This window comes from Occultella kanbiaonis (assembly GCF_009708215.1).
GTDB lineage: Bacteria > Actinomycetota > Actinomycetes > Actinomycetales > Beutenbergiaceae > Occultella > Occultella kanbiaonis.
Genome location: NZ_CP046175.1, coordinates 1,148,888 through 1,173,433, shown reverse-complemented (window position 1 = coordinate 1,173,433; position 24,546 = coordinate 1,148,888). Strand labels below are relative to the sequence as shown.

The window sequence follows — 24,546 nt, the reverse complement described above, 5'->3', positions numbered from 1 at the left end:
AGAGGTCACAGCATGAACTTAGTGGCATTCGCAGCAAGGTCGAGAATCGGGCCGGGCAACACACCCAGCAGGACGGTGCCGACCGCGCACACCACGACGGCCACGGCGGTCAGGCCCTCGGTGCGGACCACGGTGGTGCCGGGGTCGGCTTCGGTGCCGGTGGGCTCGGTGAAGAACATCAGCACGATGACCCGCACGTAGAAGAACGCCGCGGCCGCGCTCGCGAGCACGGCGATCACCACGAGCGGCCATGCGCCACCCTCGATGGCCGCGCCGAAGACCGCGAACTTCCCGATGAAGCCGCCCGTGAGCGGGATCCCGGCGAACGAGATGAGGAACAGCGTGAAGCACACCGCGAGCACCGGGTGACGCCTGCCGAGGCCGGCCCACTGGGACAGGTGCAGGGCCTCACCGGTGACGTTGCCGTCCGCGTCCCGCTCCCGGACCAGCGTGAGCAGGCCGAACGCGCCGACCGTGGCCAGGCCGTAGGCGAGCAGGTAGAACAGGACCGAGGAGATCCCGCTCGGCACCAGCGCGATGACGCCGAGCAGCACGAACCCGGCGTGCGCCACCGAGGAGTACGCGAGCATCCGCTTCATGTCCGTCTGCACCACGGCGAGCACGGTGCCGACGATCATGGTGATGATCGCGATGATCCAGAGCACCACGGTGAGGTCCCACTGCAGCCCCGGGGCCACCACGTAGAAGAACCGCAGCATCGCCGCGAACGCGGCGATCTTCGTGCAGGCGGCCATGAAGCCGGTGACCGGGGTGGGGGCGCCCTGGTAGACGTCCGGCACCCAGGAGTGGAACGGCACGGCGCCGACCTTGAACAGCAGCCCGACCATCACCAGCAGCACACCCGCGAGGAGCATCCCGTCCATGCCGGAGGTGGCCGGAACCGCGGTGGCCACCGCGTCGAACCGCACCGAACCGGAGTAGCCGTACAGCAGGGCAAGGCCCATCAGGAAGAACGCGGAGGAGAACGCACCGAGCAGGAAGTACTTCAGCGACGCCTCCTGCGAGAGGAGCCGACGGCGGCGGGCCAGTCCGGCGAGCAGGTACAGCGGGAGGGAGAGCACCTCGAGCGCGATGAACAGGGTGAGCAGGTCCGCGGCGGCGGGAAACACGAGCATCCCGCCGATGGCGAACATGGTCAGCGGGAAGACCTCGGTCTGCACCAGGCCGGCCTTGCGGGCCTCCGCCTCGTAGGCGGAGCCGGGGATCGCGGCCGCCGCGGGTGCGAACGCATCCTCGCCCGAGGACCGGTCCGCGATCACGAGCAGTCCCACGAACGCGCACACGAGCAGGATCGCCTGGGCGAGCAACGCCGGGGCGTCCTCCCGGAGCGCACCGGCGACCAACGCCGTCGGGCCGTCCGCCTGGACGACCACCCAGCGCCATGCGACGGCCACCAGGGCGGCGCCGACGCCCACCACGGCGAGCACGACCTGCGTGGCGCGCCGGACCCGGACCGGGACGAACGCCTCGACGAGCACCCCGATCACGGCGATGCCGAGCACGATCAGGACCGGGCTCAGGGCGGCCCAGTCGATCTCGGGCGGGACGAACTGGTTCATGAGGCGCTCCCAAGGATCGCGGCGAACTGGTCAGCGACTCCGGAGAGGAGTTCCAGCACGGGGGCCGGGTAGAGACCGAGGAAGAGGACGGCGAGGGCGAGTGGGACCACGGCCCACTTCTCCCGCCCGGTCAGGTCCTTCAGACCTGCGCGGTCCGGGACGTCGAGGGCCGCTCCGGCCAGTTCGACCGGTGCTCCCGCCTCGGGCACCGGGCCGGTGAACACCCGCTGATAGGCGAGCAGGATGTACAGGGCGGAGAGCACGACGCCGATCACGGCGAACACGCCGTACGCCCAGTGCGCCTCGAAGCTGCCGAGGAGCACGAGGTACTCCGGCACGAAGCCGCTCAGGCCCGGCAGGGCGAGCGAGGCGAGCCCGGCGAAGAGCCAGGTGCCCGCGAGCACCCGGGTGACGCGCTGCATCCCCGAGTACGTCCGCATGTCCTGGCTGGCACCGCGCTGGGTGAGGAACCCCGAGATCAGGAACAGGGCGGCGATCGTGACCCCGTGGGCGACCATGTAGAGCATCGCGCCGACCAGCGCCGTCTGCGTTCCGACGAACACGCCCATCACGATGAACCCGAAGTGGGACACCGAGGAGAACGCGATCATCCGCATCAGGTCGTTCTGGCCGATCGCGACGAGCCCGCCGTAGACGATCGAGATGATCGCCAGCACGATGATCACCGGCGCGGCCGCGGCGGCCGCGCCGGGGAACAGCGGCAGGCAGATCACGATCATGCCGAACGTGCCGACCTTGTCCAGCACCCCGACGAGCAGGGTGGACGTCCCAGGTGTGGCCTGGGCGGCCGCATCGGGCAGCCAGGTGTGCACCGGGAACATCGGGGCCTTCACCGCGAACGCGATGAAGAAGGACAGGAACAGCCACATCTGCAGCGTGGGGTTGTCCGCGGCGATGTCGGTGAGGTTCGCGAGCAGGTAGGTGCCGGGGCCGCCGTCGGTCTGGAAGTAGACGGCGATGACGCCGGCCAGCATCACGAGCCCGCCCGCGAGGGAGTACAACAGGAACTTCAGTGCCGCGGCGCGACGGTTCGGGCCGCCGTAGACCCCGATGAGGAAGTACACCGGGATCAGCATGGCCTCGAAGATCACATAGAACAGGAACAGGTCCCGGGCGGCGAAGACCGCGATCATCAGCGACTCGAGCACGAGGATCAGTGCGACGAAGCCCGCCTGCCGGTAGGCGAGCGCGTTGTCGGCCCGCTCCGCGGCGATGCCGCTGGGCAACTTCACCTCGTTCCAGCCGGCGATCAGCACGACGGGCACCAGCAGTGCGGCGAGGGCGACCAGGGTCAGCCCCATCCCGTCGACCCCGACGGCGTAGCTCGCGCCGAGCGGTGCGATCCAGTCGTGGGTCTGGGTGAACTGAACTCCCGCGGCGTCGGAGACGTCGAACGCGCTCGCCATCAGGGCCACGCCGATCAGGACTCCGGCGCTGGTGGCGAGCCCGATCGGGCGGGCGGCCCGGCGCAGCGGCTTGACCAGCCAGATCAGAGCGGCAACGACGGTCGGCGCCACGATCAGGATGGTCAGCCAGGGCAGGTCCGCGAATTGAGTAGGCATCAGTTTCTCTCCGACTCAGACTCGCGAGGCGAGGACGACGACAAGGGCACCGATGACACCGATCAGCATCACCGCGGCGTAACTACGGACGAAGCCGTTCTGCAGCCGACGCAGTCTTTCTCCCCAGCCAAGGGTTCCGGACCCGAGTCCGTTGACCGCGCCGTCGACGACGGCGGTGTCGGCGTAGACCAGGGTGCGGGTCAGGTGCTGGCCGGGGCGCATGAACACGCCCTCGTTGACCGCGTCCTGGTAGAGGTCCACGCGGGCGGCGCGGGTGAGCACCGTCCCGGTCGGGGGCGTCACCGGGACCGCCGAGGCGGCGTACTGGCGCCAGGCCAGGAAGGCCCCGATGAGGACCAGGACGATCGTGGTCACCGTGATCACGGGCACCGAGAGCACCGGCTCGTGGTGCTCGACGTGCCCTGTCACCGGCTCGAGCCAGGACACGAACGTGTCCCCGATGGAGAGCACCCCACCGAGGGCGATGGCTCCGACGGCGAGCACGATCATCGGCACGGTCATCAGCGCCGGGGACTCGTGCGGGTGCCGCTCGGGGCCGGGCAGGTCGTTCTTGCCGTCGTTCCAGCGGGCCTTGCCGTGGAAGGTCATGAAGAACAGGCGGGACATGTAGAACGCGGTGATCCCGGCGCCGACCATCGCGACGGTGCCGAACACCCAGGGCTGCCAGCCCTCCCCCACGAACGCGGTCTCGATGATCTTGTCCTTGCTCCAGAACCCGGAGAACGGCGGGATCCCGATGATCGCGAGCCAGCCCGCCATGAACGTGATCCAGGTGACCTTCATGTACTTGCTGAGGTTCCCGAAGCCGCGCATGTTCACCTCGTCGCCCATGCCGTGCATCACCGAGCCGGCCCCGAGGAACATCCCGGCCTTGAAGAAGCCGTGCGTGATGAGGTGGAAGATCGCGAACGCGTAGCCGATCGGGCCAAGACCCGCGGCGAGCATCATGTAGCCGATCTGGGACATCGTGGAGGCCGCGAGGACCTTCTTGACGTCGTCCTTCGCGCACCCGACGATCGCACCGAACAGCAGCGTGATCGCACCGATGATCGCCGCGACGAGCTGCGCCGTCGGGGTGTGCTCGAAGATCGGACCGGAGCGGACGATCAGGTAGACACCCGCGGTGACCATGGTGGCCGCGTGGATGAGCGCGGAGACCGGCGTCGGGCCCGCCATCGCGTCGCCGAGCCAGGCCTGCAGCGGGAACTGCGCGGACTTGCCGCAGGCGGCGAGGACCAGCATCAGGCCGATCAGCGTCATCGCACCCTGGCCGGCGCCGCTCGCGGCACCGAAGACGGTCTCGAAGTCGACCGCGCCGAAGGTGGCGAACATCGCCATCATCGCGACCAGCATCCCCATGTCACCGACCCGGTTCATGATGAACGCCTTCTTCGCCGCGACCGCGTACTCGGTGTTCTGGTTCCAGAACCCGATGAGCAGATAGGAGGCGAGACCCACGCCCTCCCAGCCGAGGAAGAGCAGTGCGTAGGAGTCCGCGAGGACCAGCACCAGCATCGCCGCGATGAACAGGTTCAGGTAGGCGAAGAACCGGCGCCGGTCGGCGTCGTGGGACATGTAGGCGACCGCGTAGATGTGGATCAGGGTGCCGACGAACGTGATCAGGAGGGCGAACGTCACCGAGAGCGGGTCCACGAGCAGACCCGCGGAGACGGTCAGGTCCCCGGCCGTGATCCAGTCGAAGAGATGCACATTGGCGACCCGGTCATCGGCGCCGAGGCCGAGCAGCTGCACCAGGATGACGATCGCGAGGACGGCGGAGGCCGCCGAGGCGAGCACCCCCAGCCAGTGCCCCCAGGCGTCGGAGGCACGGCCGAGCAGGAGCAGGACTGCGGAGCTCACCAGCGGAATGGCAATGAGCAGCCATGCCAGGTTCAAGGTGTCCACGTGGGCCCCTCAGCTCTTCAGCAGGTTGGCGTCATCGATCGACGCAGACCCGCGGGTTCGGAAGATGGACACGATGATGGCGAGCCCGATGACCACCTCGGCGGCCGCGACCACCATCACGAAGAAGGCGATCACCTGGCCCTGCAGGTCGCCGTGCAGCCGCCCGAAGGTGACCAGGGTGAGGTTCGCGGCGTTCAGCATGAGCTCGACACCCATGAACGCGACGATCGCGTTGCGACGCGTCAGCACCGCGATCGACCCGATCGAGAACAGGATCCCCGAGAGCACCAGGTAGTTGACCAGGCTCATTCCTCGTTCTCCTTCGTGGTCTCGGGCGCGGGCGCGATCTCGGGCACCATCGGCTCACCGGTGGCGATCCGGGCGACCCGGTCGGAGTCGAGATCAGCCGCCTCGGCCTCCTGCCCGCGGACCCGCAGCACGGTGACCACCGAGCTGTCGATCGGGACCCCGGCGGGATCGAGGGCGGGCATGTCGGCGCTGTTGTGGCGGGCGTACACGCCGGGCCCGGCCGGCGGGGTGACCCCCTCGGCCGAACCGCCCTTGCCGTAGGCGGCCAGCTTCGCCTCGGCGAGTTCCTTCTGGCCGACCTTCGGCGTGAGCCGGCGGCGGTGGCTGAGCACCAGGGCGCCGAGCGCGGCGGTGATCAGCAGTGCCGCGGTGAGCTCGAACGCGAAGATGTAGTCACCGAAGATGAGGCGGGCGACGCCCACCGGGTTCGTGTCCGCGTTCGCCTCGGCCAGGCCCACGGCGGGCGGCAGCGTGGCGCGGGTGACGACGGCGGTGATGAGTACCAGCAGGCCGACCAGCCCGACGACCGCGATCCACCGCTGTCCCTTGATCGTCTCGACCAGGGACTCGGAGGTGTCGACGCCGGCGAGCATGATCACGAACAGGAACAGCATCATGACCGCGCCCGTGTAGACGACGATCTGGGCGACGCCGAGGAACGGCGCCTCCAGCATGATGTACATGATCGCGAGGGCGACCATCACTCCGGCCATGCTCACCGCGATGTGCACCGGACGCTTGGCGAACAGCAGGCTCAGCGCCCCGGCCACCATCAGCGGTGCCAGCACCCAGAACAGCACGGCCTCACCGGTGGAGATCTCCAGCGGGCTCACTTCTCGTCTCCCCTGGTGCCTCGCGTCGCCGCGGCTGCGGCCGAGGACAGGCTCTCGTCGTCCGGACGACGCTCGGAGACCCAGGCCACCTGCGCCGTGGTGGGTCCGGTCACGTCACCTCGGTAGTAGTCGCCGTCGCTCAGACCGGAGACCATCGGGTGCGGCGCGGCCAGCATCCCCGACCGGATCGGGGCCAGCAGGGTGTCCTTCTCGAAGATCATCTTCTCCCGCGTGGTGCCGGCGAGCTCGAAGTCGTTCGTCATCGTCAGCGCCCGGGTGGGGCAGGCCTCGATGCAGAGCCCGCAGAAGATACAGCGGAGGTAGTTGATCTGGTACACCTTGCCGTACCGCTCCCCCGGCGAGTACTGCGCCTCCGGGGTGTTGTTGCCGGCCTCGACGTAGATGGCGTCCGCGGGGCAGGCCCACGCGCACAGCTCACAGCCGATGCACTTCTCCAGCCCGTCCGGGTGCCGGTTGAGCTGGTGCCGGCCGTGGTAGCGCGGCGCGGTCGGCTTCTTCTCGAACGGGTACTGCTCCGTCACCACCGGGCGGAACAGCGTGGACATCGTCACACCGAAGCCCGCCACCGGGGCGAAGAACTGTGCGAGCCCGCTCTTGGTGACATCGGAGTCCACGTCGAACTTCTCGACGCGGGGCCTGGCCGCCTTAGCCGGCGTCCGGCCGGCACCGGTCCCGGTCGCCCGTGCTGGCGTGCGGCCCGCGGCGGGTCGCTTCGGCTGGGCCGGCCGATCCTGGCCACGGCCCTTGCCCGGCGTGGGCTTCTTGCCCTTGCCCTGCTCAGCCATTGGTCTTCTCCTCGTCTTCTGTCGCGTCCTCGGCGGGTGCGGCCGGGGTGGTCACCCGGGCGCGGCGCTTGGACGGTGGCAGCTTCTGACCCGGCAGCGGCGGCACCGGGAAGCCACCGGCGAACGCGTCGAACGGCTCGTCGGTCGTGGCATCGGCGCCGCTCGTGCCCTTGGCCGCCTTGCCGTCCGGCGCGGGCTTGGCCTCCCGGTCCGGTATCAGGTACATCACGACCGTGACGATGATGAGTATCCCGGCTATGCCGAACAGCACGGTGCGCAGGGACAGCCCGCCGACGTCGATCGCGGTGGGGTCGAAGGAGGTGAAGTGACGCACGCCCTGGAAGGCGGCGACCAGGCCTAGCCAGACCAGCGCGACCGGGATCAGCACCTTCCAGCCGAACGCCATGAACTGGTCGTACCGGAAGCGCAGCAGCGTGGCGCGCACCCAGACGAACAGGAACATGAACAGCCAGATCTTCAGGATGAACCAGAGGAAGCCCCACCAGCCCTGGTCGACGCCCTCCCCGAACAGTGTCACGAGCGGCCACGGTGCCCGCCAGCCACCCATGAAGACGGTCGTCGCGACGGCGGCCACGTTCAGCATGTTGATGTACTCGGCCAGGTAGAACCAGGCGAACTTCATCGAGGAGTACTCGGTCTGGTAGCCGGCGACGAGCTCGCCCTCGGCCTCCGGGAGGTCGAACGGGAGCCGGTTGACCTCACCGAACGCGGAGATCAGGTAGACCACGAACGCCGGCAGCAGCGCGAACGCCCACCACAGGTTCTCCTGGGAGTTCACGATCTCGGAGGTGGACATCGAGCCGGCCACCAGCAGCACGCTGACCAGGGCCAGGCTCATGCCGAGCTCGTAGGAGATGATCTGCGCCGTGGAGCGCACCGCGCCGAGCAGCGGGTAGGTCGAGCCCGAGGACCAGCCGCCGAGCACGATGCCGTACACGCCGAGCCCGGTGATCCCGAGGATGTACAGGATCGAGACGGGCAGATCGGTCAGCTGCAGCGGGGTGACGAAGTCCGTGAACGGGATCGTCACCTCCGGGCCGAACGGGATGACCGCATAGATCATGAAGGCGCAGAACACCGAGATGACCGGGGCGATCAGGTAGATCACCTTGTCCGCGGCCTTGACGGTGATGTCCTCCTTGAGGATCAGCTTCAGGGCGTCCGGGATGGACTGCACCAGCCCGAACGGGCCACGCACGTTCGGGCCGAGCCGCTGCTGGAACCGGGCGATGACGCGGCGCTCGAACCAGAGCGCGAACAGCACCGACAGCAGCAGGAACAGCAGGATCGCGACGGCCTTGATGACCGACACCCAGATCGTGTCGTTGCTGAAGTCCGCGGCGCCGGTGCTCCGGGCCAGGATGGGAGCGAGGTTGGTGTTCATCGGGCGACCTCCGCGTCGACGGCGGCCAGGCGCACCGCGGCGCCGGCCGTGACCCCGAGCGTCCGGTACACGGACGATCCCGGGGAGTGCTGCGGCAACCAGACCACGTCGTCGCCCATCGGCGTCGGCAGGACCGGCAGGACGATGTCACCCCCGGGTCCGCTGACGCGCACCTGGCCGCCCTCGGCGATGCCGAGCGCGGTGGCCGTGGCCGGCGAGAGCAGTGCCACCGGGCGGTACGCGGTCCCGGCGAGGTGGGGTTCGCCGTCCTGGCCGCGGCCCGAGTCGAGCATCAGGCGCCAGGTCGCGAGCCGCGCCTGGCCGGCCTCGAGCGCCGGAGCCGGCGCCGCGGGGACCGACGGGGCGCCGGTGCGCGGGCCCTCCCAGCCGTCGAACTCGGCGAGCTCGCGGTGGATCTCCTCGAGGGTGCGGGTGCCCAGGTCGATCTCCAGAGCGTCGGCGAGCATGCCGAGCACCCGGGAGTCGGTGAGCGCGCTGGTGGTGAACACCTGGCCGAACGGGCGCGGGCGGCCCTCCCAGTTCAGGAAGGTGCCGGACTTGTGCGTGGACGCCGCGATCGGCAGCACCACGTCCGCGTGCTGGGTGACCGCGGACCGGCGGACCTCCAGCTGGACCACGAAGCCGGCCGCGGCGAGCGCCACCTCGGCGTCCGCCGGGGAGGGCAGGTCCGCGACGTCGATGCCACCCACGACGAGGGCGTCGATCTCTCCGCTCGTGGTGGCGTCCAGGATCCCGGTCAGGTCGCGGCCCGGTGCCGTGGGCAGCTCGCCCACGCCCCAGACTCCGGCGACGTCGACGCGGGCCTCGGCCTCCGCCGTCGGGCGTCCTCCGGGCAGCAGGCCCGGAAGCAGACCGACCTCGACGGCGCCGCGGTCGCCGGCGCGGCGCGGCACCCAGGCGAACCGGGCGCCGGTCGCGACGAGCAGCCGGTCCAGCGCGGACAGCGCCCCGGGCACTCCCGCGAGCCGTTCGCCCGCGAGCACGACGGTGCCGGGCTCGGCGAGCGCGGCCTTGAGATCGGTGAGGTCCTCGGGCGTGCCGGTCGAACCGGAGAGCGCGTCCAGGACGGCGGGTTCGTCACCCGGTGCGGTGCGGACGACGTCGGCGCGCAGCTTGGTCGAGCCGCGGGATGCGAGCGGCGCGATCGTGGTCACCCGCACGCGGCCGGCGAGCATGCCCTTGCGCAACCGCAGGAAGATCGTGCCGGCCTCCTCCTCGGGCTCGAGCCCGACGAGGAGCACCCGGGGCGCACGCTCGAGGTCGCCGAAGATCACGTCCATGCCCGCGCCGGCGACGCGGTTGGCGAGGAAGTCGGCCTCCTCGGCCGAGTGCACCCGGGCCCGGAAGTCGACGTCGTTGCTGCCGAGCGCCAGGCGAGTGAACTTCGACCAGGCGTAGGCGTCCTCGAGGGTCAGGCGGCCGCCGGGGAGCGCGGCCGCACCGGCTCCGTCGAGCGCCTTGCGGAGCCCCTCGGCGGCCAGGGCGATTGCCTCGGACCAGCTGGTCGGCACGAGCTCACCGGTCTCCTCATCGCGCACGAGGGGCGCCGTGAGCACGTCCGGGGACGTCTGCCAGGCGAAGGCGAACCGGTCCTTGTCGGTGATCCACTCCTCGTTGACCGCGGGGTCGTCGCCGGCCAGCCGGCGCAGCACCACGCCGCGGCGGTGGTCGACGCGGATCGCGGAGCCACAGGCGTCGTGCTCGGCGATCGAGGGCGTCGAGACCAGGTCGAACGGACGGGACCGGAACCGGTACGCGGCCGAGGTGAGGGCGCCGACCGGGCAGATCTGCACGGTGTTGCCGGAGAAGTACGAGGCGAACGGGCGGCCCGAGGTGTCCTCCAGGGCTCCGCCGATGCTGCCGGCCACGCTGGACAGCACGCCGGCCTGGCCGTACGGGCCGACGACGTCGCCGGTGCGCTCGGACTCACCCGGGGACTGCTCGCCGCTCGGGGTGTACTCCAGGATGGCTTCGTCGAAACGGCCGATCTGCTGGGCCGGCAGTCCGTGGCCGTGGCCACCGGGCGCGCCGCCGCCGCGACCCTGCAGGTCGATGAACGGGTCCCCGGCGATCTCCGCGGAGAACCGGGTGCACCGCTGGCACAGGATGCACCGGTCGCGGTCCAGCAGGATCTGCGTGGAGATCTTGATCGGCTTGGGGAACGTGCGCTTGATGTCGACGAACCGGGACGTCGCGGCCCCGTTGCTCATGGCCTGGTTCTGCAGGGGGCACTCGCCACCCTTGTCGCAGACCGGGCAGTCGAGCGGGTGGTTGACGAGCAGGAACTCGATCTGGCCCCGCTGGGCCTTCTCCGCCACCGGGGAGGTGTGCTGGGTGTTCACCACCATGCCGGGCGTCGCCTCGATGGTGCAGGAGGCCTGCGGCTTCGGCATCGCCCGCAGGTTGCCCTCGCGGTCGGGGGTGGCGATGTCCACCAGGCACTGGCGGCACGCACCGGCCGGCTTGAGCAGCGGGTGGTCGCAGAATCGCGGGATCTGGATCCCGATCGTCTCGGCGGCGCGGATCACCAGGGTGCCCTTGGGCACGCTGACGTCGAGGCCGTCGATGGTCAGCGTGATCTCCTCGACCGGTGCCACGGCCGAGGACGATTCGTTGGTGGTGGCGGTCATGCAGTCGCTCCGGAGAAGGCCGCGTTGGCCTCGTAGGGGAAGAGTTCCCAGGCGGGCGTGTGGATGCCCTGCTCGAACTCCTCGCGGAAGTACTTGATGGCGCTCTTGATCGGGGTGGCGGCCGCGTCACCGAGGGCGCAGAACGAGCGGCCCTCGATGTTGCCGGCCACGTCCAGCAGCAGGTCGACGTCGGACTCGGTGCCCTTGCCGGCCTCCAGGCGGTGCAGGATCTGCTTCAGCCAGAACGTGCCCTCGCGGCAGGGGGTGCACTTGCCGCAGGACTCGTGCTGGTAGAAGTCGGTCCAGCGGGACACGCACCGGACCACCGAGGTGGTCTCGTCGAAGACCTGGATGGCCCGGGTGGCGAGCATCGAGCCGGCCGCACCGACGGACTCGTAGTCCAGGACGACGTCCATGTGCTCGGCGGTCAGGATCGGGGTTGACGAGCCGCCCGGCGTCCAGAACTTCAGGGAGTGGCCGTCCCGGATGCCGCCGGCCATGTCGAGCAGTTCGCGGAACGTGATGCCGAGCGGTGCCTCGTACTGCCCCGGCCGGGCGACGTGCCCGGAGAGCGAGAAGAGGCCGTGACCCTTCGACTTCTCGGTACCCATCGAGGTGAACCAGTCCACCCCGTTGCGCACGATCGTTGGCACGCTCGCGATCGACTCGACGTTGTTCACCACGGTCGGCCGGGCGTACAGACCTGCGACGGCGGGGAACGGCGGCTTCAGGCGGGGCTGGCCGCGGCGGCCCTCGAGGGAGTCCAGGAGGGCGGTCTCCTCACCGCAGATGTAGGCGCCGGCGCCGGCGTGCACGGTGACCTCGAGGTCGTAGCCGGTGCCGAGGATGTTCGTGCCGAGCAGGCCGGCCTCGCGTGCCTCGCGAACGGCGGCGAGCAGGCGGCGGTAGACGTGGACGACCTCGCCACGCAGGTAGATGAACGCGTGGTTGGACCCGATCGCGAAGGAGGTGATGGCCACGCCCTCGATGAGGGAGTGCGGGTTCGCCAGCATCAGCGGGATGTCCTTGCAGGTGCCCGGCTCGGACTCGTCGGCGTTGACCACGAGGTAGCGGGGGCCGCCGTCCGGCGGGGGCAGGAAGCTCCACTTGAGCCCGGTGGGGAACCCGGCACCGCCGCGGCCGCGCAGACCGGAGTCCTTCACGGCGTTGACGAGCTCGGTCGGGTCCGTGTGGATGGCCTTGCGCCAGGCGTCGTAGCCCTGGTGCTCGGAGTACGTCGCATAGGTCCAGGACCGGGGTGCGTCCCAGATGTCGCTCAGGATCGGCGCCAGGGTGGTCATTCGCTCGAGCCCTTCTCTTCGGACTTGGTCACCGTTTCCGCGGATCCGTCCGCGGGGGTGGTCTCCTCGCGCTCAGCGCTGGAGCCGGGCTCGCCGACCGCCTCGGTACCGGCCTGCTCCGCGGTCGGCCCCGCCGCGTCCTCAGGCTCAGCGGCCTCGGCCGCGGGGGCGGTCCAGCCCTTGGCGCGGGACATCTCCAGGCCGACCAGAGTGGCCGGGCCGGCCCCGATGCCCTCGTCCGCGCGACCGTCCTCGAACCCGGCGAGCACCCGGGAGACCTCCCGGAACGTGGCGACGGTGTCCGCGCCACGGGTCGGTGTCACCGGTCGCCCCTCGAGAAGGGCATCCACGACGTCCACCGCGGAGGTGGGGGTCTGGTTGTCGAAGAACTCCCAGTTGATGACCATCACGGGTGCGTAGTCGCACGCGGCGTTGCACTCGACCCGCTCGAGGGTGATCCGGCCGTCCTCGGTGGTCTCGTCGTGGCCGATGCCCAGCCGCTCGGAGAGCCGGTCGAAGATCGCGTCCCCGCCCATCACGGCGCACAGCGTGTTGGTGCAGACCCCCACGGTGTACTCACCGTTCGGGCGCCGCTTGTACTGGCTGTAGAAGGTGGCGACGGCGGAGACCGAGGCTCGGCTGAGGTCCAGGACGTCCGCGCAGAACGCGATCCCGGCCGGGCTCACGTAGCCGTCCTCGGACTGCACCAGGTGCAGCAGCGGCAGCAGCGCCGAGCGTGCCTCGGGATAGCGGGCCAGGATCTGGTCCGCGTCGGCGGTGAGTCGGGCCCGGACGTCGGGCGAGTAACCACGGTTGTCGGCGACCATCAGCGGTCCACCCCTCCCAGGACCGGGTCGATCGAGGCGACCGAGATCACCACGTCGGCGATGGTGCCGCCCTCACAGAGGATCGACAGCGACTGCAGGTTGTTGAACGACGGGTCCCGGAAGTGCACCCGGTAGGGCCGGGTGCCACCGTCGGAGACCAGGTGCACGCCGAGGATCCCCTTGGGGTGCTCAATCTGCTGGTAGACCTGGCCGGCCGGGACCCGGAAGCCCTCGGTGACCAGCTTGAAGTGGTGGATCAGGGCCTCCATCGAGGTGCCCATGATCTGGCGGATGTGCTCCAGCGAGTTGCCCTGGCCATCGCTGCCGACGGACAGCTGCGCGGGCCACGCGATCTTCTTGTCCGCGACCATGACCGGCTGCTTGCCCTTGCGGTCCTGGGCCTCGAGGCGGTCCAGCACCTGCTGGACGATCTTCAGCGACTCGCGCATCTCCTTGAACCGGACCACCACGCGTGCGTAGGCGTCCGCGCCGGTGTCCGTGATGATGTCGAAGTCGTAGTTCTCGTAGCCGCAGTACGGCTGCGCGCGACGCAGGTCGAACGGCACGCCGGCCGAACGCAGCATCGGCCCCGCGGTGCCGAGCGCCATCGCGCCGGCGAGCGGCAGGATGCCGACGCCCTTCTGCCGGCCGATGAAGATCGGGTTCGCGAGGGTGAGCTTCTCGAGCTCGCCGATGCCGTCCCGGATCTTCGGGATCGCGTCCCGGATCATCTGGGTGGTGCCGGGCGCGAGGTCCTGGGCAACGCCGCCGGGGCGGATGTAGGCGTGGTTCATCCGCAGTCCGGTGATCGCCTCGAAGATCCTCAGGATCTCCTCACGCTCACGGAATGCGATGGTCATCATCGTGGTGGCGCCGAGCTCATTGCCGCCGGTCCCGATCGCCACGATGTGCGAGCTGATCCGGTTCAGCTCCATCATCAGGACCCGGATCAGGGTGGCCCGCTCGGGCAGGTCGTCGGTGATGCCGAGGAGCTTCTCGACGGCGAGGCAGTAGGCCGCCTCCTGGAACAGTGGGGCGACGTAGTCCATGCGGGTGCAGAACGTCACGCCCTGGGTCCAGGTGCGGAACTCCATGTTCTTCTCGATGCCGGTGTGCAGGAACCCGATACCGGCCCGGGCCTCGGTGACGGTCTCGCCCTCGATCTCGAGGACGATGCGGAGCACGCCGTGCGTGGACGGGTGCTGCGGACCCATGTTGATGACGATCCGCTCGTCCCCGAGGCGTTCGGCCTCGGCGCTGATCTCGTCCCAGTCACCGCCGGCGGCGGTGAACTCGTGGACGCCCTCGGTGCCGGCCGGGCCGGCGCCGCGCGTTGCTGACGGGAAGGTGGCAGCCATCAGTTGTAGGCCCTCCGCTCATCGGGCGCGGGTACTGTCGCGCCCTTGTATTCCACCGGGATCCCACCCAGCGGGTAGTCCTTGCGCTGGGGGTGGCCGGGCCAGTCGTCCGGCATCTCGATCCGGGACAGGCTCGGGTGGCCGTCGAAGACGATGCCGAAGAAGTCCCAGGTCTCTCGCTCGTGCCAGTTGTTGGCGGGGTAGATGTCCACCAGGCTCGGGATGTGCGGGTCCGCGTCCGGGACCGCGACCTCGAGCCGGACGGTCCGGTTGTGGGTCACCGAGAACAGCGGGTAGACGGCGTGCAGCTCCCGGCCGGCGTCCGCGGGGTAGTGCACCCCGTTGACGCCGAGGCACAGCTCGAACCGCAGATCCTGGTCGTCCCGCAGCGACCTCGCCACGACCGGCAGGTGCTCGCGCGCGATGTACAGGCTCATCTCGTCGCGGAAGATGACGACCTTCTCGACGGCGTCGTCGTAGTTCACGCCCGCCTCGCCGAGCACCTCGGCGAGGATGTCCGCGACCTCGTCGAAGTAGCCACCGTAGGGCCGCTCCGTCGGCCCCGGCAGCGCGATGGTGCGCTCGAGCCCACCGAAGCCCGACGTGTCGCCGGACCCCTCGACGCCGAACATGCCCTTGCGGACGTCGATGATGTCCAGCGGCGTGGCGCCCCGCGGCCGTTGGACGAGCTGCTGGGAGCCGGCCTCCTGTGCCTCGGCGGCCGGTTCGATGACGGGCTCGGAGCCCGGTCCGGTGGTTCCGCTCATGCGAGCAGCCCCTTCATCTCCTGCGTCGGGACGGCGTCAAGGGCGGCCGCCTCGACGGCGCGGTTGATCTCCGCCCGGTGCTCACCGAGCGGCCCACCCTTGATGACCTGCTTGTGCAGCTCCAGGATCGCGTTGATCAGCATCTCGGGCCGGGGCGGGCAGCCGGGCAGGTACACGTCGACGGGCAGGACGTGGTCCACGCCCTGGACGATCGCGTAGTTGTTGAACATGCCGCCGGACGACGCGCACACACCCATCGAGATGACCCACTTCGGGTCGGCCATCTGGTCGTACACGGTCCGCAGCACCGGCGCCATCTTGTGACTGACCCGGCCGGACACGATCATCAGGTCCGCCTGGCGCGGCGAGGCGCGGAACACCTCCATGCCGAACCGGGCGAGGTCGAACCGGGGGGTGCCGGCGGCCATCATCTCGATGGCGCAGCAGGCCAGGCCCATCGTGACCGGCCACATCGAGGAGGACCGGACCCAACCGACCAGATCCTCGACCTTGCCCAGCACGAACCCCGAGGGCAGCTTCTCTTCGAGTCCCATGATCTACGTCCTCTCTCAGTCCCAGTCCAGGCCGCCACGGCGCCATTCGTAGACGAACGGCACGGTGATCAGGAACAGGAAGCCAAACATGGCGATCAGGCCGAACCCGGCGAGCTCGGTGAAGCTCACTGCCCACGGGTAGAGGAAGACCACCTCGATATCGAAGACGATGAACGTCATCGCCACGATGTAGTACTTGATCGGGAACCGGCCGGCGCCGATGGAGTGCGGTGAGGGCTGGATGCCGCATTCGTAGGCATCCACCTTGACCTTGTTGTAGCGCTTCGGCCCGATGACGGCGCTGGCCGCGAGCCCACCGACCCCGAGGAGCAGGGCGAGCCCACCCATGATGAGCAACGGGATGTACGGGTTGGTCATATCTCTTCCTCTCCCGCTCAGGCAGCCGGGACGATGCGGGTCAGGGCGGTGATGATGCGGTCCATGGCGTCGCCACCGCGGGTGTCGTAACTGTCCGAGAGCAGTTTGAGCACGAACTTCATGAGCAGGGGTCGCGGCAGGCCGTACTTCGTGCACACGCGCATCACGGCCGGCCGCTCGATCAGCTTGACGAAGTGTCGTCCGAGCGTGAAGTAGCCGCCCAGTTCGTCGCGCATGCGCACCGGGTAGGTGGCCAGGGTGCGCTCACGGGCAGCGTCGGAGGTGCGTGCGAGGGCCTGCCCGGCCACGTCGGCCGCGACCCGACCGGCCTGCAGCGCATACGCGATGCCCTCCCCGTTGAACGGGGAGACCATGCCGCCCGCATCGCCGACGAGCATCAGGCCGCGGCTGTAGTGGGGCTTGCGGTTGAACGCCATCGGCAGTGCGGCACCCCGGACCGGGCCCACCTGGTTCTCCGGCGTGAACTCCCACTCCGGTGGCGCGTTGCGCATCCAGGCGGCCATCAGGGACTTGTAGTCGAGCTGGGTCGCCTTGGCGTTGGAACTGACCGAGCCGAGGCCGACGTTGGCGAGGCCGTTGCCGAGCGCGAAGATCCAGCCATAGCCCGGGAGCAGGTTCGACCTGCCGGCCTCGCCGTCCCACAGTTCGAGCTGCGACTCCATCCACTCGTCGTCGTGGCGCGGGGTCTTGAAGTAGGTGCGTACCGCGACGCCCATCGGGCGGTTGTCGCTCTTGGTGATGCCGAGCGACGTCGCCAGCCGCGCGGAGACGCCGTCCGCCGCGATCACGACCGGGGCGCGCAGGGTGCGCTCGGAACCGGCCTCGCCGTCGATCCGGCGGCCCTTGCCGTCCACCTGACGGACCGTGACCCCGATGACCCGGCCGCTGCGGTCGTCTGTGACGGGACCGGTGACATTCATGCCCTCCATCAGCTTCGCGCCGGTGGCGCGTGCGTGGTGGGCCAGCGTGGCGTCCAGGTCCATCCGGGACTTGACCAGGCCGTAGTTCGGGTAGCGCTCGATCTCCGGCCAGGGCAGGTGGATCGTGTGCCCACCGCCGATGACGCGCAGCCCCTTGTTGCGGATCCAGCCGTCCTCGGCCGGGGTGGGCACGCCCATCCGGACGAGTTCGGAGACGGCCCGCGGGGTCAGCCCGTCGCCGCAGATCTTGTCCCGCGGGAAGGTCGCCTTCTCGAGCAGGAGCACCTCGCGCCCGGCGGCGGCCAGGTAGTGCGCCGCGGCGGCGCCGGCGGGTCCGGCACCGACGACGATGACATCCGCATCATCACCTGGTGCGTGTCCCACGCTGTCCACCTGTTCCCATCCTGAATCGTGTCCTCACCGCCACCCTATTGCCGGGCGCACCCTCCTTCTCACCGAGCGCGCAGGGCGCTCCGGTTCGCAGGTTTCACGGGGGGCGGCACCGGCGTGCAAGGCCGGCCACGCGCCTAGGCTACCCCCGCGACGACGAACCGTCCGGTTAGGTGACCCTCACCTCGAAAGTGGCGGATTTCCGGCCGATTTACGCGACGCCATGCTGCGCTAATTCGAGTTCGTCCAGTGGGTGAGAGGCGTCGGCGACGCCTGTCAGTGCTTGGTGGCGCGGTGCAGTGCGACGATGCCGCCGGTCAGGTTCCGGTACCCGACCGAGCGCCAGCCCACCGACTGCATCAGCTCGGCCAGACGCACCTGGTCCGGCCAGCTCGCGATCGACTCGGACAGGTAGGAGTAGGCCTCCGTGTTCGAGCTGACCAGGCTCGCGACGCGGGGCAGCACGTGGTCACGGTAGATGTCGTACATCCCCCGCCACGCGGGGTTCGGCGGCGTGGAGAACTCGCAGATCACGATCCGCCCGCCCGGGCGGGTCACCCGGAGCATCTCCGCGAGCCCGGCGGCGGTGTCCGCGACGTTGCGCAGGCCGAACGAGATGGTGACCACATCGAAGCTGTCCGAGGCGAACGGGAGTGCCATCGCGTCACCGACCACGAACGCCAGGTCCGGCCGACGGCGTTTACCGACGGCCACCATGCCCTCGGAGAAGTCGCACGGCACCACCTCGATGCCCGCGTCCGCGTAGTCCTCGCTCGAGGTGCCGGTACCGGCAGCAAGATCGAGCACCCGCTCCCCCGGTCGCGCGGCGGTGGCGGCGAGCGTGGCCGTGCGCCACAGCCGGTCCATGCCGAGGGAGAGCACATCGTTGGTGAGGTCGTACTTGCGGGCGACGTCGTCGAACATTCCCGCGACCTCGCGGGGGTCCTTGTCCAGGCTGGCGCGTGACATGGCTCCATCATGGCGCACCGCCGGGCCCGGCTCCGCAACCACGCATCCGACCGGGGCCACGGCCGGTTCCTGGGACCAAGGTCCCGCCCCGGGCAGCGGCCGGGTGTGCTCCGGGGGCGCCGTGACACGGATCACCGGCGCGGACCGGCACCGACGACCTGCGTCATCGCGAGGCGTCGCTAGGCTCATGGGTGATGACCGACGCAGCCCACCTGACCGCCAGTTCCACGCTTGTGGCGCGCACGATCGCAGTCCCCGCCGAAGGGCTGCCGGACCTGCTCGGCCTGCTGCCGGCGCCCCACGCGCGCGGCGCGGCGGCCTGGGTACGGCGCGGCGAGGGCGTGGTGGGGTGGGGCGAGGCCGCCCGGATCACCACCGACGGCGTGGACCGGTTCGCGGCCGCCGACGCGGCCTGGCGCTCGCTCACCGAGCACATGGTGGTCCGCGACGAGGTCGGCCTCCCGGGTACCGGCGCGGTCGCCTTCGGCTCGTTCTCCTTCGCTCCCGACTCCCCGGCCGGTGGCGTCCTGGTGGTGCCGCAGATCGTGGTCGGACGGCGCGGCGACGCGGCCTGGGTGACGACGATCACCGCCGCCGCGGACCTCGTGCCGCCGCCGACGATCGCCGAGATTCGCGCCCGGATCGCGCCACCGCTGCCGGCACCCGCCGTGGAGTACACCGACGGCGCGCTGACTCGCAGGCAGTGGCGGGCCCAGGTGGCCGCGGTCATCGACCTGATCCGGAGCGCCAGTGCCGGCAAGGTGGTGATGGCACGCGACGTGCGCGCCGACCTGGATGGCCCGCTGGACGTCCGGCGGCTGTTGTCCAACCTCGGGCGCGACTACCGCTCCTGCTGGACGTTCGCCGTCGACGGCCTTGTCGGCGCGACCCCGGAGCTGTTGGTGCGCCGGGAGCGCGGCCTGATCTCATCCCGGGTGCTCGCCGGGACCATCCAGCGCAGCGGCGACGACGAGGCCGACCTGGCCCGCGCCGCATCCCTGGCCCGCTCGTCCAAGGATCTCGAGGAGCACGAGTTCGCCGTCGACTCGCTGACCCGGTCGCTGGCGCCGTTCGCCGCGTCGACGAACGCGCCGGACGCCCCGTTCGTGCTGCACCTGCCGAACGTGATGCACCTGGCGAGCGACGTGACCGCGGTACTCGCCGGGCCGCACGCGCAGATGAGTTCGCTCGCCGTCGCGGCGGCGCTGCACCCCACTGCCGCCGTGTGCGGCACGCCGACCGATGTGGCCGCGCAGGTGATCGCCGACCACGAGCAGATGGACCGGGCCCGTTATGCGGGTCCGGTGGGCTGGATCGGCGCGGACGGCGACGGCGAGTGGGGCATCGCGTTGCGGTCGGCCCAGGTGGACGCGGACTCGCGCGGCCTGCGGCTGTTCGCCGGGTGCGGGATCGTCGCCGCGTCGGACCCGGCCGATGAACTGGCCGAGTCCGACGCGAAGCTCGAGCCGATGCGCTCGGCCCTGGCCTCCTGAGCGGTCCGAACCGGGCTCAGGAGGCCGCCTCCCGGCTGGCCAGGGTGGTCTCGACCTCGATCGAGTCACCGCCCCGGATCACGGTCAGGGTGACGGTGTCACCGCTGTTGTAGGTGCGCACCCAGCCGGTCAGCGACTCGGCGCCGCTGACGGCGTGGTCGTCGATCTGCACGATGACGTCGCCCTCCTGCAGGCCGGCCTCCGCGGCGGGGGTACCGTCGCCGACCTGCGCGACTGCGGCACCGGTCCGGGTGACGCCGTCGGCCGTCGCGGTGTCGTCCGTGAGGGACACCCCGAGGTAGGCGTGCTCGGCGGTGCCGTCGGCGATGAGCTGGTCGGCCACGTTCGTGGCCAGGTCCACCGGGATGGCGAAGCCGAGCCCGATGCTGCCCGAGGACTCGCTCAGGGTGGCGATCGAGGACGTGATGCCGATGACGCGACCGTTCGCGTCGAACAGCGGCCCGCCGGAGTTGCCGGGGTTGACCGCTGCGTCGATCTGGATGGCGTTCGTGACCACCGCGTCCTGCGCCTGCCCGCCGCCGGTCGCGCTCACCGGGCGGTCGAGCGCGGAGATGATCCCGGTGGTGACGGTGCTGTCCAGGCCGAGCGGGTTGCCGACGGCCATGACCGACTCCCCGACCGCGAGGTCGTCGGAGCTGCCGAGGGTTGCCGCCTCGAGGTCGTCGGGCGCGTCGGTCAGCTCGATCACGGCCAGGTCCGTTGTCGGGTCGGTGCCGACGATCCTGGCCTCGAAGATCCGGCCGTCGGAGAGCGTCACGGTCAGGGACTGGGCGTCCGCGACCACGTGGTTGTTGGTCAGGATCAGCCCAGAGGAGTCGATGATGACCCCGGATCCGGCGCCGCTGCCCGCGCTGGAGGAGAAGGTGATCGCGACGACGCTGGGTCGCACCTGGGCGGCCACGGCCTCCCAGTCCGGTGAACCGTCGGCCGAGACGGGCACGGTCACCGGCGCGTCGGCCTGGGTGAGGGTTCCGCTGGACGAGGTGTTCTGCAGCAGCGCGGCGGTGCCACCGCTCGCGAGGCCGGCGGCCAGGACCGCGGCGGCCGTGATGGCGAGCCACGTCCGCGGCCGCTTCACCGTGGTGGCCGGGGCCGGCGGCGGGCTCTGCCACCCGCTGCCCGGGCCGAACGTCGACGGCGGCGGCGTGGCTCCGGCGGACCCGTTGCCCTGCGAGGTGGCGTGCGTGCTCGTGGCGCCCTGGTACGGCGTCTGGGTGCGGACGCCGCCCTGGTACGGCGGACGGACGCCGGTGGCGCCCTGGTAGGGCGCCTGGGTGCCGGTGGCGGCCTGGTATGCCGGGCGCTGGTGCGCCGTCGGTGCCGGGTGCTGGTGCGCCGTCGGTGCCGGCTGTTGGTGCGCCGTCGGAGCCGGGTGCTGGTGCGCCGTCGGTGCCGGCTGCGTCGGGGCGGCCAGGGCGGCGGTGCCGGCAGTGCCGGTTCCGGCGGTGCCACCGGTCGCGTTCGGGGTGTGCGAGGCGGCGTAGGCGTAGGGGTGGGTGACGGCCGTGCCAGGGCCGGCCTGGCCAGCGGTGGCCTGACCCGGAGCTGCCTGGTTCCCCGGCGTGGCCGGGGCCTGCGGACGTTCGCTGTTCGGGGTGGCCCAGCCCGGCGTCGGGTTCGGTGTGCTCATCGGATCCTCCAAAGAATCGGTGTGAGCACTACTTCAGTCGATGGACCTTGCGATCACCTCGACCTCTCCTGGGAGGTTCCTGGGAGTTCCTCAGCCATCCACGTCGGCGAGCGAGGCGGCCACGCCGGCCCGGATCCGCTCGGTGAGCGCCAGCGCGCGGTCCCGGGCGGTGGCACCGTCGAGCCGCACCTCCACCACGCTGCGCCCGGAGCCCGGCTCGGCGAGCACCGTCCCGAGCTCGGCGGCCGTGGCGACGAGGACGTGCCGGGCACCGAAGCCGGCTGCGAGCGCGGCGATGTCCAACCCCTGAGGGGTGGCGAACAGCCGGTCGAAGTCCCGGCTGTGGTCCGGGGCACCGTGCTCGAGCGTGGCGAAGATGGAGCCGCCGTCGTCGTTGAGCACGATCACCTGCAGGTCCACCTCGGCCTCGAGCCGGCCGCGGGCGAGGCCGCCGACGTCGTGCTGGAAGGTCAGGTCCCCGATCAGGGCGCGCACCGGTCCGCCGGTCGCGAGGGCCAGCCCGGTCGCCGTGGAGACGGTGCCGTCGATGCCGGCCAGGCCGCGGTTGGCGAACACGCGGGCGGCGCCTTCGCGCTGCCCCACCGGGCCGGCGAGGTCCGCGTCCCGGATCGTCATCGAGGAGCCGAGCACCACGGTGCCACCGGCGGCGAGCACGGCCCGGGCGACAGCCGGCCCGGCCAGTTCCTCCCCGGCGAGTGCTCGTTCCGCGGCCGCCGACGCGACGGCCCACCGGCCGGCCCACGCGCGCTCGTCGACGGTGATCTCGCCTGCCACGTCCACCGCGCCGTTGACCGCGGCGGCGGTGCCCGCGACGTCCACCCAGTCCGGGCCGGGGCCGACCACGACCACCTGCGCGTCGGGGCGCGCCAGCAGCAGCGAGACCGGCCGGCTCAGCGTGGGCCGCCCGAACTGGACCACCCGCTCGATCCGCGGTCCGAGGTCCGGGTCGGCCAGGAGGGTCCGGTAGGCGGTGACCGCCCCGGGCGCGTGCCGGGCGCCCGAGCCGGGCTCGGCGAGCACCGGCCAGCCACTCGCGGCGGCGAGCCGGACGGCCGCAGCACCTGCGCCGTCGCCGGCCACGATCACGGTCCGGGGGCCGCGGTCCAGCACCATGGGCGCCGCCGGCGCCACCGCGGGGGCGACGTCGGTGTGGGTCGCAGGAGCCTCGCCCGGCAGCCAGTCGTCGGCGGGCGCGAGCGGGTCCCGGAACGCGACGTTCAGGTGCACCGGGCCGGGGTGCCCCGAGCGCAGCCCGCGCGCGGCCGCGACGGCCCGCACCACCGCGGACCGGACCCCTCGCGTCGGCGCCGCGTCGTCCGCCGGGAGTTCGGCGTGCCAACGCACCGCGGAACCGAAGATGCCCACCTGCTCGGTGGTCTGGTTCGCGCCCACCCCCCGCAGCTCGTGTGGGCGGTCGGCGGTGAGCACCACCAGCGGGGCGCCCGAGTGCGCCGCCTCGAGGAGCGCCGGGTGCAGGTTCGCGACGGCCGTACCGGAGGTGGTCACCACCGCGGCCGGGCGGACCCGCGCGATGCCGAGGGCCACGAACGCGGCGCTGCGCTCGTCGATCCGGACGTGCAGGCGCAGCCAGCCGGCCCGCTCGGCAGCGTGCAGTGCGTAGGCGAGCGGGGCGCTGCGTGAGCCCGGGGCGAGCACCACGTCCCGGACACCGGCGGCGACGAGTTCGGCCACCAGCGCGCGGGCGGCGGCCGCCGACGGCACCGGTGGGTCGGTCGCGTCCGGGCCGGTCGCGGTCGTCGCACTCATTCCGATCCCTCTCCCGCGGACCCGGCCGACTCCGGCACGGGCAGGCCGGCGAGCGCGGCCACGGTCTGCAGCCGGTCCAGCCAGCGGGCGGTGACCGCGTCGTCGGCCAGGGTCGCGGCGAACGCGGCCGGGTCCGGTTCGGGGCGGCGCACCTCGATCCGGCCGCCGACCGGGAGCAGCGGGTCCGCGACCACGTCGGCGGTGAGCAGGTGGACGGTGGCGAGTCCGCAGGCGTGCTCGAGGGTGGGCAGCGCCGCGGCCAGGGCCAGGCCGGCCGCGATGCCGACGGACGTCTCCAGGGCCGACGAGACCACCACCGGCAGGCCGACCTCCTCGGCGATCCGCAGGGCCGCGCGGACCCCGCCGAGCGGCTGCACCTTCAGCACCACGACGTCCGCGGCCTCGGCGCGGACCACGGCCATCGGGTCCTCGGCGCGGCGGATGCTCTCGTCCGCGGCGATCGGCACGGAGCCCCGACGGCGCAGCGTGGCCAGGTCTGCGACGTCCGCGCACGGTTGTTCGGCGTACTCCAGGCCGCCCGCTGCGCGGTCGAGGACGGCGAGCCGGTCGAGCGCGGTGTCCAGGTCCCAGGCCGCGTTCGCATCGATCCGGATCCGCCCGCCCGGACCGAGCGCGCCGCGGACCGCCTCGAGGCGGGCCTGCTCGTCCGCCACGGACTGGCCGGGCTCGGCGACCTTGACCTTCGCCGTCGTGCAACCGCCGGAGGCGGCCACGATCGCGGCCGCGCGGTCCGGCCCGACGGCGGGCACGGTGACGTTGACGGGGATGTGGGTGCGGACCGGCTCGGGCCAACCGAGCGTGGCAGCCTCGTGCGCGGCCCGCCACCATGCCGTCGACTCCGCGGCGTCGTAGTCCCAGAACGGGGAGAACTCGCCCCAGCCGGCCGGGCCGTGGACGAGCACGCCGTCCCGGACCTCAAGCCCCCGGAAACGGGTGCGCAGGGGCGTGGCGTAGACGCGGGGGTTCACCGGTTCAGGATAAGGGCCGGTGACCGGCGGTCCGGGGTGCCCGGCCC

The 24,546-nt window shown here is 71.2% G+C and carries 20 protein-coding genes; 1 reads left to right on the top strand and 19 read right to left on the bottom strand.

The window, feature by feature from the left end:
• Positions 1-5: 5 nt before the first annotated feature.
• The 16 genes from nuoN to GKS42_RS05030 form a co-directional block, all read right to left on the bottom strand.
• Positions 6-1,580 carry an NADH-quinone oxidoreductase subunit NuoN gene (gene nuoN, locus GKS42_RS05105; protein ID WP_154792870.1) on the bottom strand — a complete coding sequence of 525 codons (1,575 nt, stop codon included), beginning with the start codon at positions 1,578-1,580 and terminating at the stop codon, positions 6-8.
• Complete coding sequence (locus GKS42_RS05100) at positions 1,577-3,163, bottom strand: NADH-quinone oxidoreductase subunit M (RefSeq protein WP_154792869.1); 1,587 nt, start codon at positions 3,161-3,163, stop codon at positions 1,577-1,579. Before GKS42_RS05100 ends, nuoN begins: the two co-directional genes overlap by 4 nt.
• Before the next feature lie 15 nt (positions 3,164-3,178).
• Positions 3,179-5,089 carry an NADH-quinone oxidoreductase subunit L gene (gene nuoL / locus GKS42_RS05095; RefSeq protein WP_154792868.1) on the bottom strand — a complete coding sequence of 637 codons (1,911 nt, stop codon included), beginning with the start codon at positions 5,087-5,089 and terminating at the stop codon, positions 3,179-3,181.
• Between the two features lie 9 nt (positions 5,090-5,098).
• Positions 5,099-5,398, bottom strand: coding sequence for an NADH-quinone oxidoreductase subunit NuoK (gene nuoK / locus GKS42_RS05090; RefSeq protein ID WP_154792867.1), 300 nt, complete (start codon positions 5,396-5,398; stop codon positions 5,099-5,101).
• The gene (locus GKS42_RS05085; protein WP_154792866.1) at positions 5,395-6,231 is read right to left on the bottom strand and encodes an NADH-quinone oxidoreductase subunit J; all 837 of its coding nucleotides are present in this window, start codon (positions 6,229-6,231) and stop codon (positions 5,395-5,397) included. The genes nuoK and GKS42_RS05085 overlap by 4 nt, the downstream gene beginning before the upstream one ends.
• Positions 6,228-7,037, bottom strand: a complete 810-nt coding sequence (nuoI, locus tag GKS42_RS05080) for an NADH-quinone oxidoreductase subunit NuoI (RefSeq protein ID WP_354002699.1) — start codon at positions 7,035-7,037, stop codon at positions 6,228-6,230. Before nuoI ends, GKS42_RS05085 begins: the two co-directional genes overlap by 4 nt.
• Positions 7,030-8,442, bottom strand: coding sequence for an NADH-quinone oxidoreductase subunit NuoH (nuoH, locus tag GKS42_RS05075; RefSeq protein ID WP_154792865.1), 1,413 nt, complete (start codon positions 8,440-8,442; stop codon positions 7,030-7,032). Before nuoH ends, nuoI begins: the two co-directional genes overlap by 8 nt.
• Complete coding sequence (locus tag GKS42_RS05070) at positions 8,439-11,093, bottom strand: NADH-quinone oxidoreductase subunit G (protein ID WP_154792864.1); 2,655 nt, start codon at positions 11,091-11,093, stop codon at positions 8,439-8,441. The genes nuoH and GKS42_RS05070 overlap by 4 nt, the downstream gene beginning before the upstream one ends.
• A complete protein-coding gene (gene nuoF / locus GKS42_RS05065; RefSeq protein ID WP_154792863.1) occupies positions 11,090-12,394 on the bottom strand; it encodes an NADH-quinone oxidoreductase subunit NuoF in 1,305 nt (434 codons plus the stop codon). Before nuoF ends, GKS42_RS05070 begins: the two co-directional genes overlap by 4 nt.
• Positions 12,391-13,221: an NADH-quinone oxidoreductase subunit NuoE gene (gene nuoE / locus GKS42_RS05060; protein ID WP_154792862.1), complete on the bottom strand. Its 831-nt coding sequence runs from the start codon at positions 13,219-13,221 to the stop codon at positions 12,391-12,393. Before nuoE ends, nuoF begins: the two co-directional genes overlap by 4 nt.
• Complete coding sequence (locus GKS42_RS05055; RefSeq protein WP_154792861.1) at positions 13,221-14,579, bottom strand: NADH-quinone oxidoreductase subunit D; 1,359 nt, start codon at positions 14,577-14,579, stop codon at positions 13,221-13,223. The genes nuoE and GKS42_RS05055 overlap by 1 nt, the downstream gene beginning before the upstream one ends.
• Entirely contained in the window at positions 14,579-15,346 is a 768-nt protein-coding gene (locus GKS42_RS05050; protein ID WP_154792860.1) for an NADH-quinone oxidoreductase subunit C, read from the bottom strand. Before GKS42_RS05050 ends, GKS42_RS05055 begins: the two co-directional genes overlap by 1 nt.
• Entirely contained in the window at positions 15,343-15,900 is a 558-nt protein-coding gene (locus GKS42_RS05045) for a NuoB/complex I 20 kDa subunit family protein (protein ID WP_154792859.1), read from the bottom strand. The genes GKS42_RS05050 and GKS42_RS05045 overlap by 4 nt, the downstream gene beginning before the upstream one ends.
• A 15-nt stretch (positions 15,901-15,915) precedes the next feature.
• Positions 15,916-16,278: an NADH-quinone oxidoreductase subunit A gene (locus GKS42_RS05040; RefSeq protein ID WP_154792858.1), complete on the bottom strand. Its 363-nt coding sequence runs from the start codon at positions 16,276-16,278 to the stop codon at positions 15,916-15,918.
• A gap of 17 nt (positions 16,279-16,295) precedes the next feature.
• Positions 16,296-17,603 (bottom strand): geranylgeranyl reductase family protein, encoded by a 1,308-nt coding sequence (locus GKS42_RS05035; RefSeq protein ID WP_174791045.1) that lies wholly within the window; start codon positions 17,601-17,603, stop codon positions 16,296-16,298.
• 282 nt (positions 17,604-17,885) lie between these two features.
• A complete protein-coding gene (locus GKS42_RS05030; RefSeq protein ID WP_154792856.1) occupies positions 17,886-18,578 on the bottom strand; it encodes a demethylmenaquinone methyltransferase in 693 nt (230 codons plus the stop codon).
• A 194-nt stretch (positions 18,579-18,772) separates the two neighbouring features.
• Between GKS42_RS05030 and GKS42_RS05025 the strand changes: the two genes are divergently transcribed.
• Positions 18,773-20,071 (top strand): isochorismate synthase, encoded by a 1,299-nt coding sequence (locus GKS42_RS05025; RefSeq protein ID WP_154792855.1) that lies wholly within the window; start codon positions 18,773-18,775, stop codon positions 20,069-20,071.
• Positions 20,072-20,087: 16 nt separating this feature from the next.
• Here GKS42_RS05025 and GKS42_RS05020 read toward each other — a convergent pair whose 3' ends face one another.
• The 3 genes from GKS42_RS05020 to GKS42_RS05010 all read right to left on the bottom strand — a co-directional run bounded on the left by GKS42_RS05020 (position 20,088) and on the right by GKS42_RS05010 (position 24,499).
• Positions 20,088-21,722, bottom strand: a complete 1,635-nt coding sequence (locus tag GKS42_RS05020; protein WP_232847936.1) for a trypsin-like peptidase domain-containing protein — start codon at positions 21,720-21,722, stop codon at positions 20,088-20,090.
• Between the two features lie 90 nt (positions 21,723-21,812).
• Positions 21,813-23,510: a 2-succinyl-5-enolpyruvyl-6-hydroxy-3-cyclohexene-1-carboxylic-acid synthase gene (menD, locus tag GKS42_RS05015; RefSeq protein WP_154792854.1), complete on the bottom strand. Its 1,698-nt coding sequence runs from the start codon at positions 23,508-23,510 to the stop codon at positions 21,813-21,815.
• Positions 23,507-24,499 carry an o-succinylbenzoate synthase gene (locus GKS42_RS05010; RefSeq protein WP_154792853.1) on the bottom strand — a complete coding sequence of 331 codons (993 nt, stop codon included), beginning with the start codon at positions 24,497-24,499 and terminating at the stop codon, positions 23,507-23,509. The genes menD and GKS42_RS05010 overlap by 4 nt, the downstream gene beginning before the upstream one ends.
• Positions 24,500-24,546: the final 47 nt, after the last annotated feature.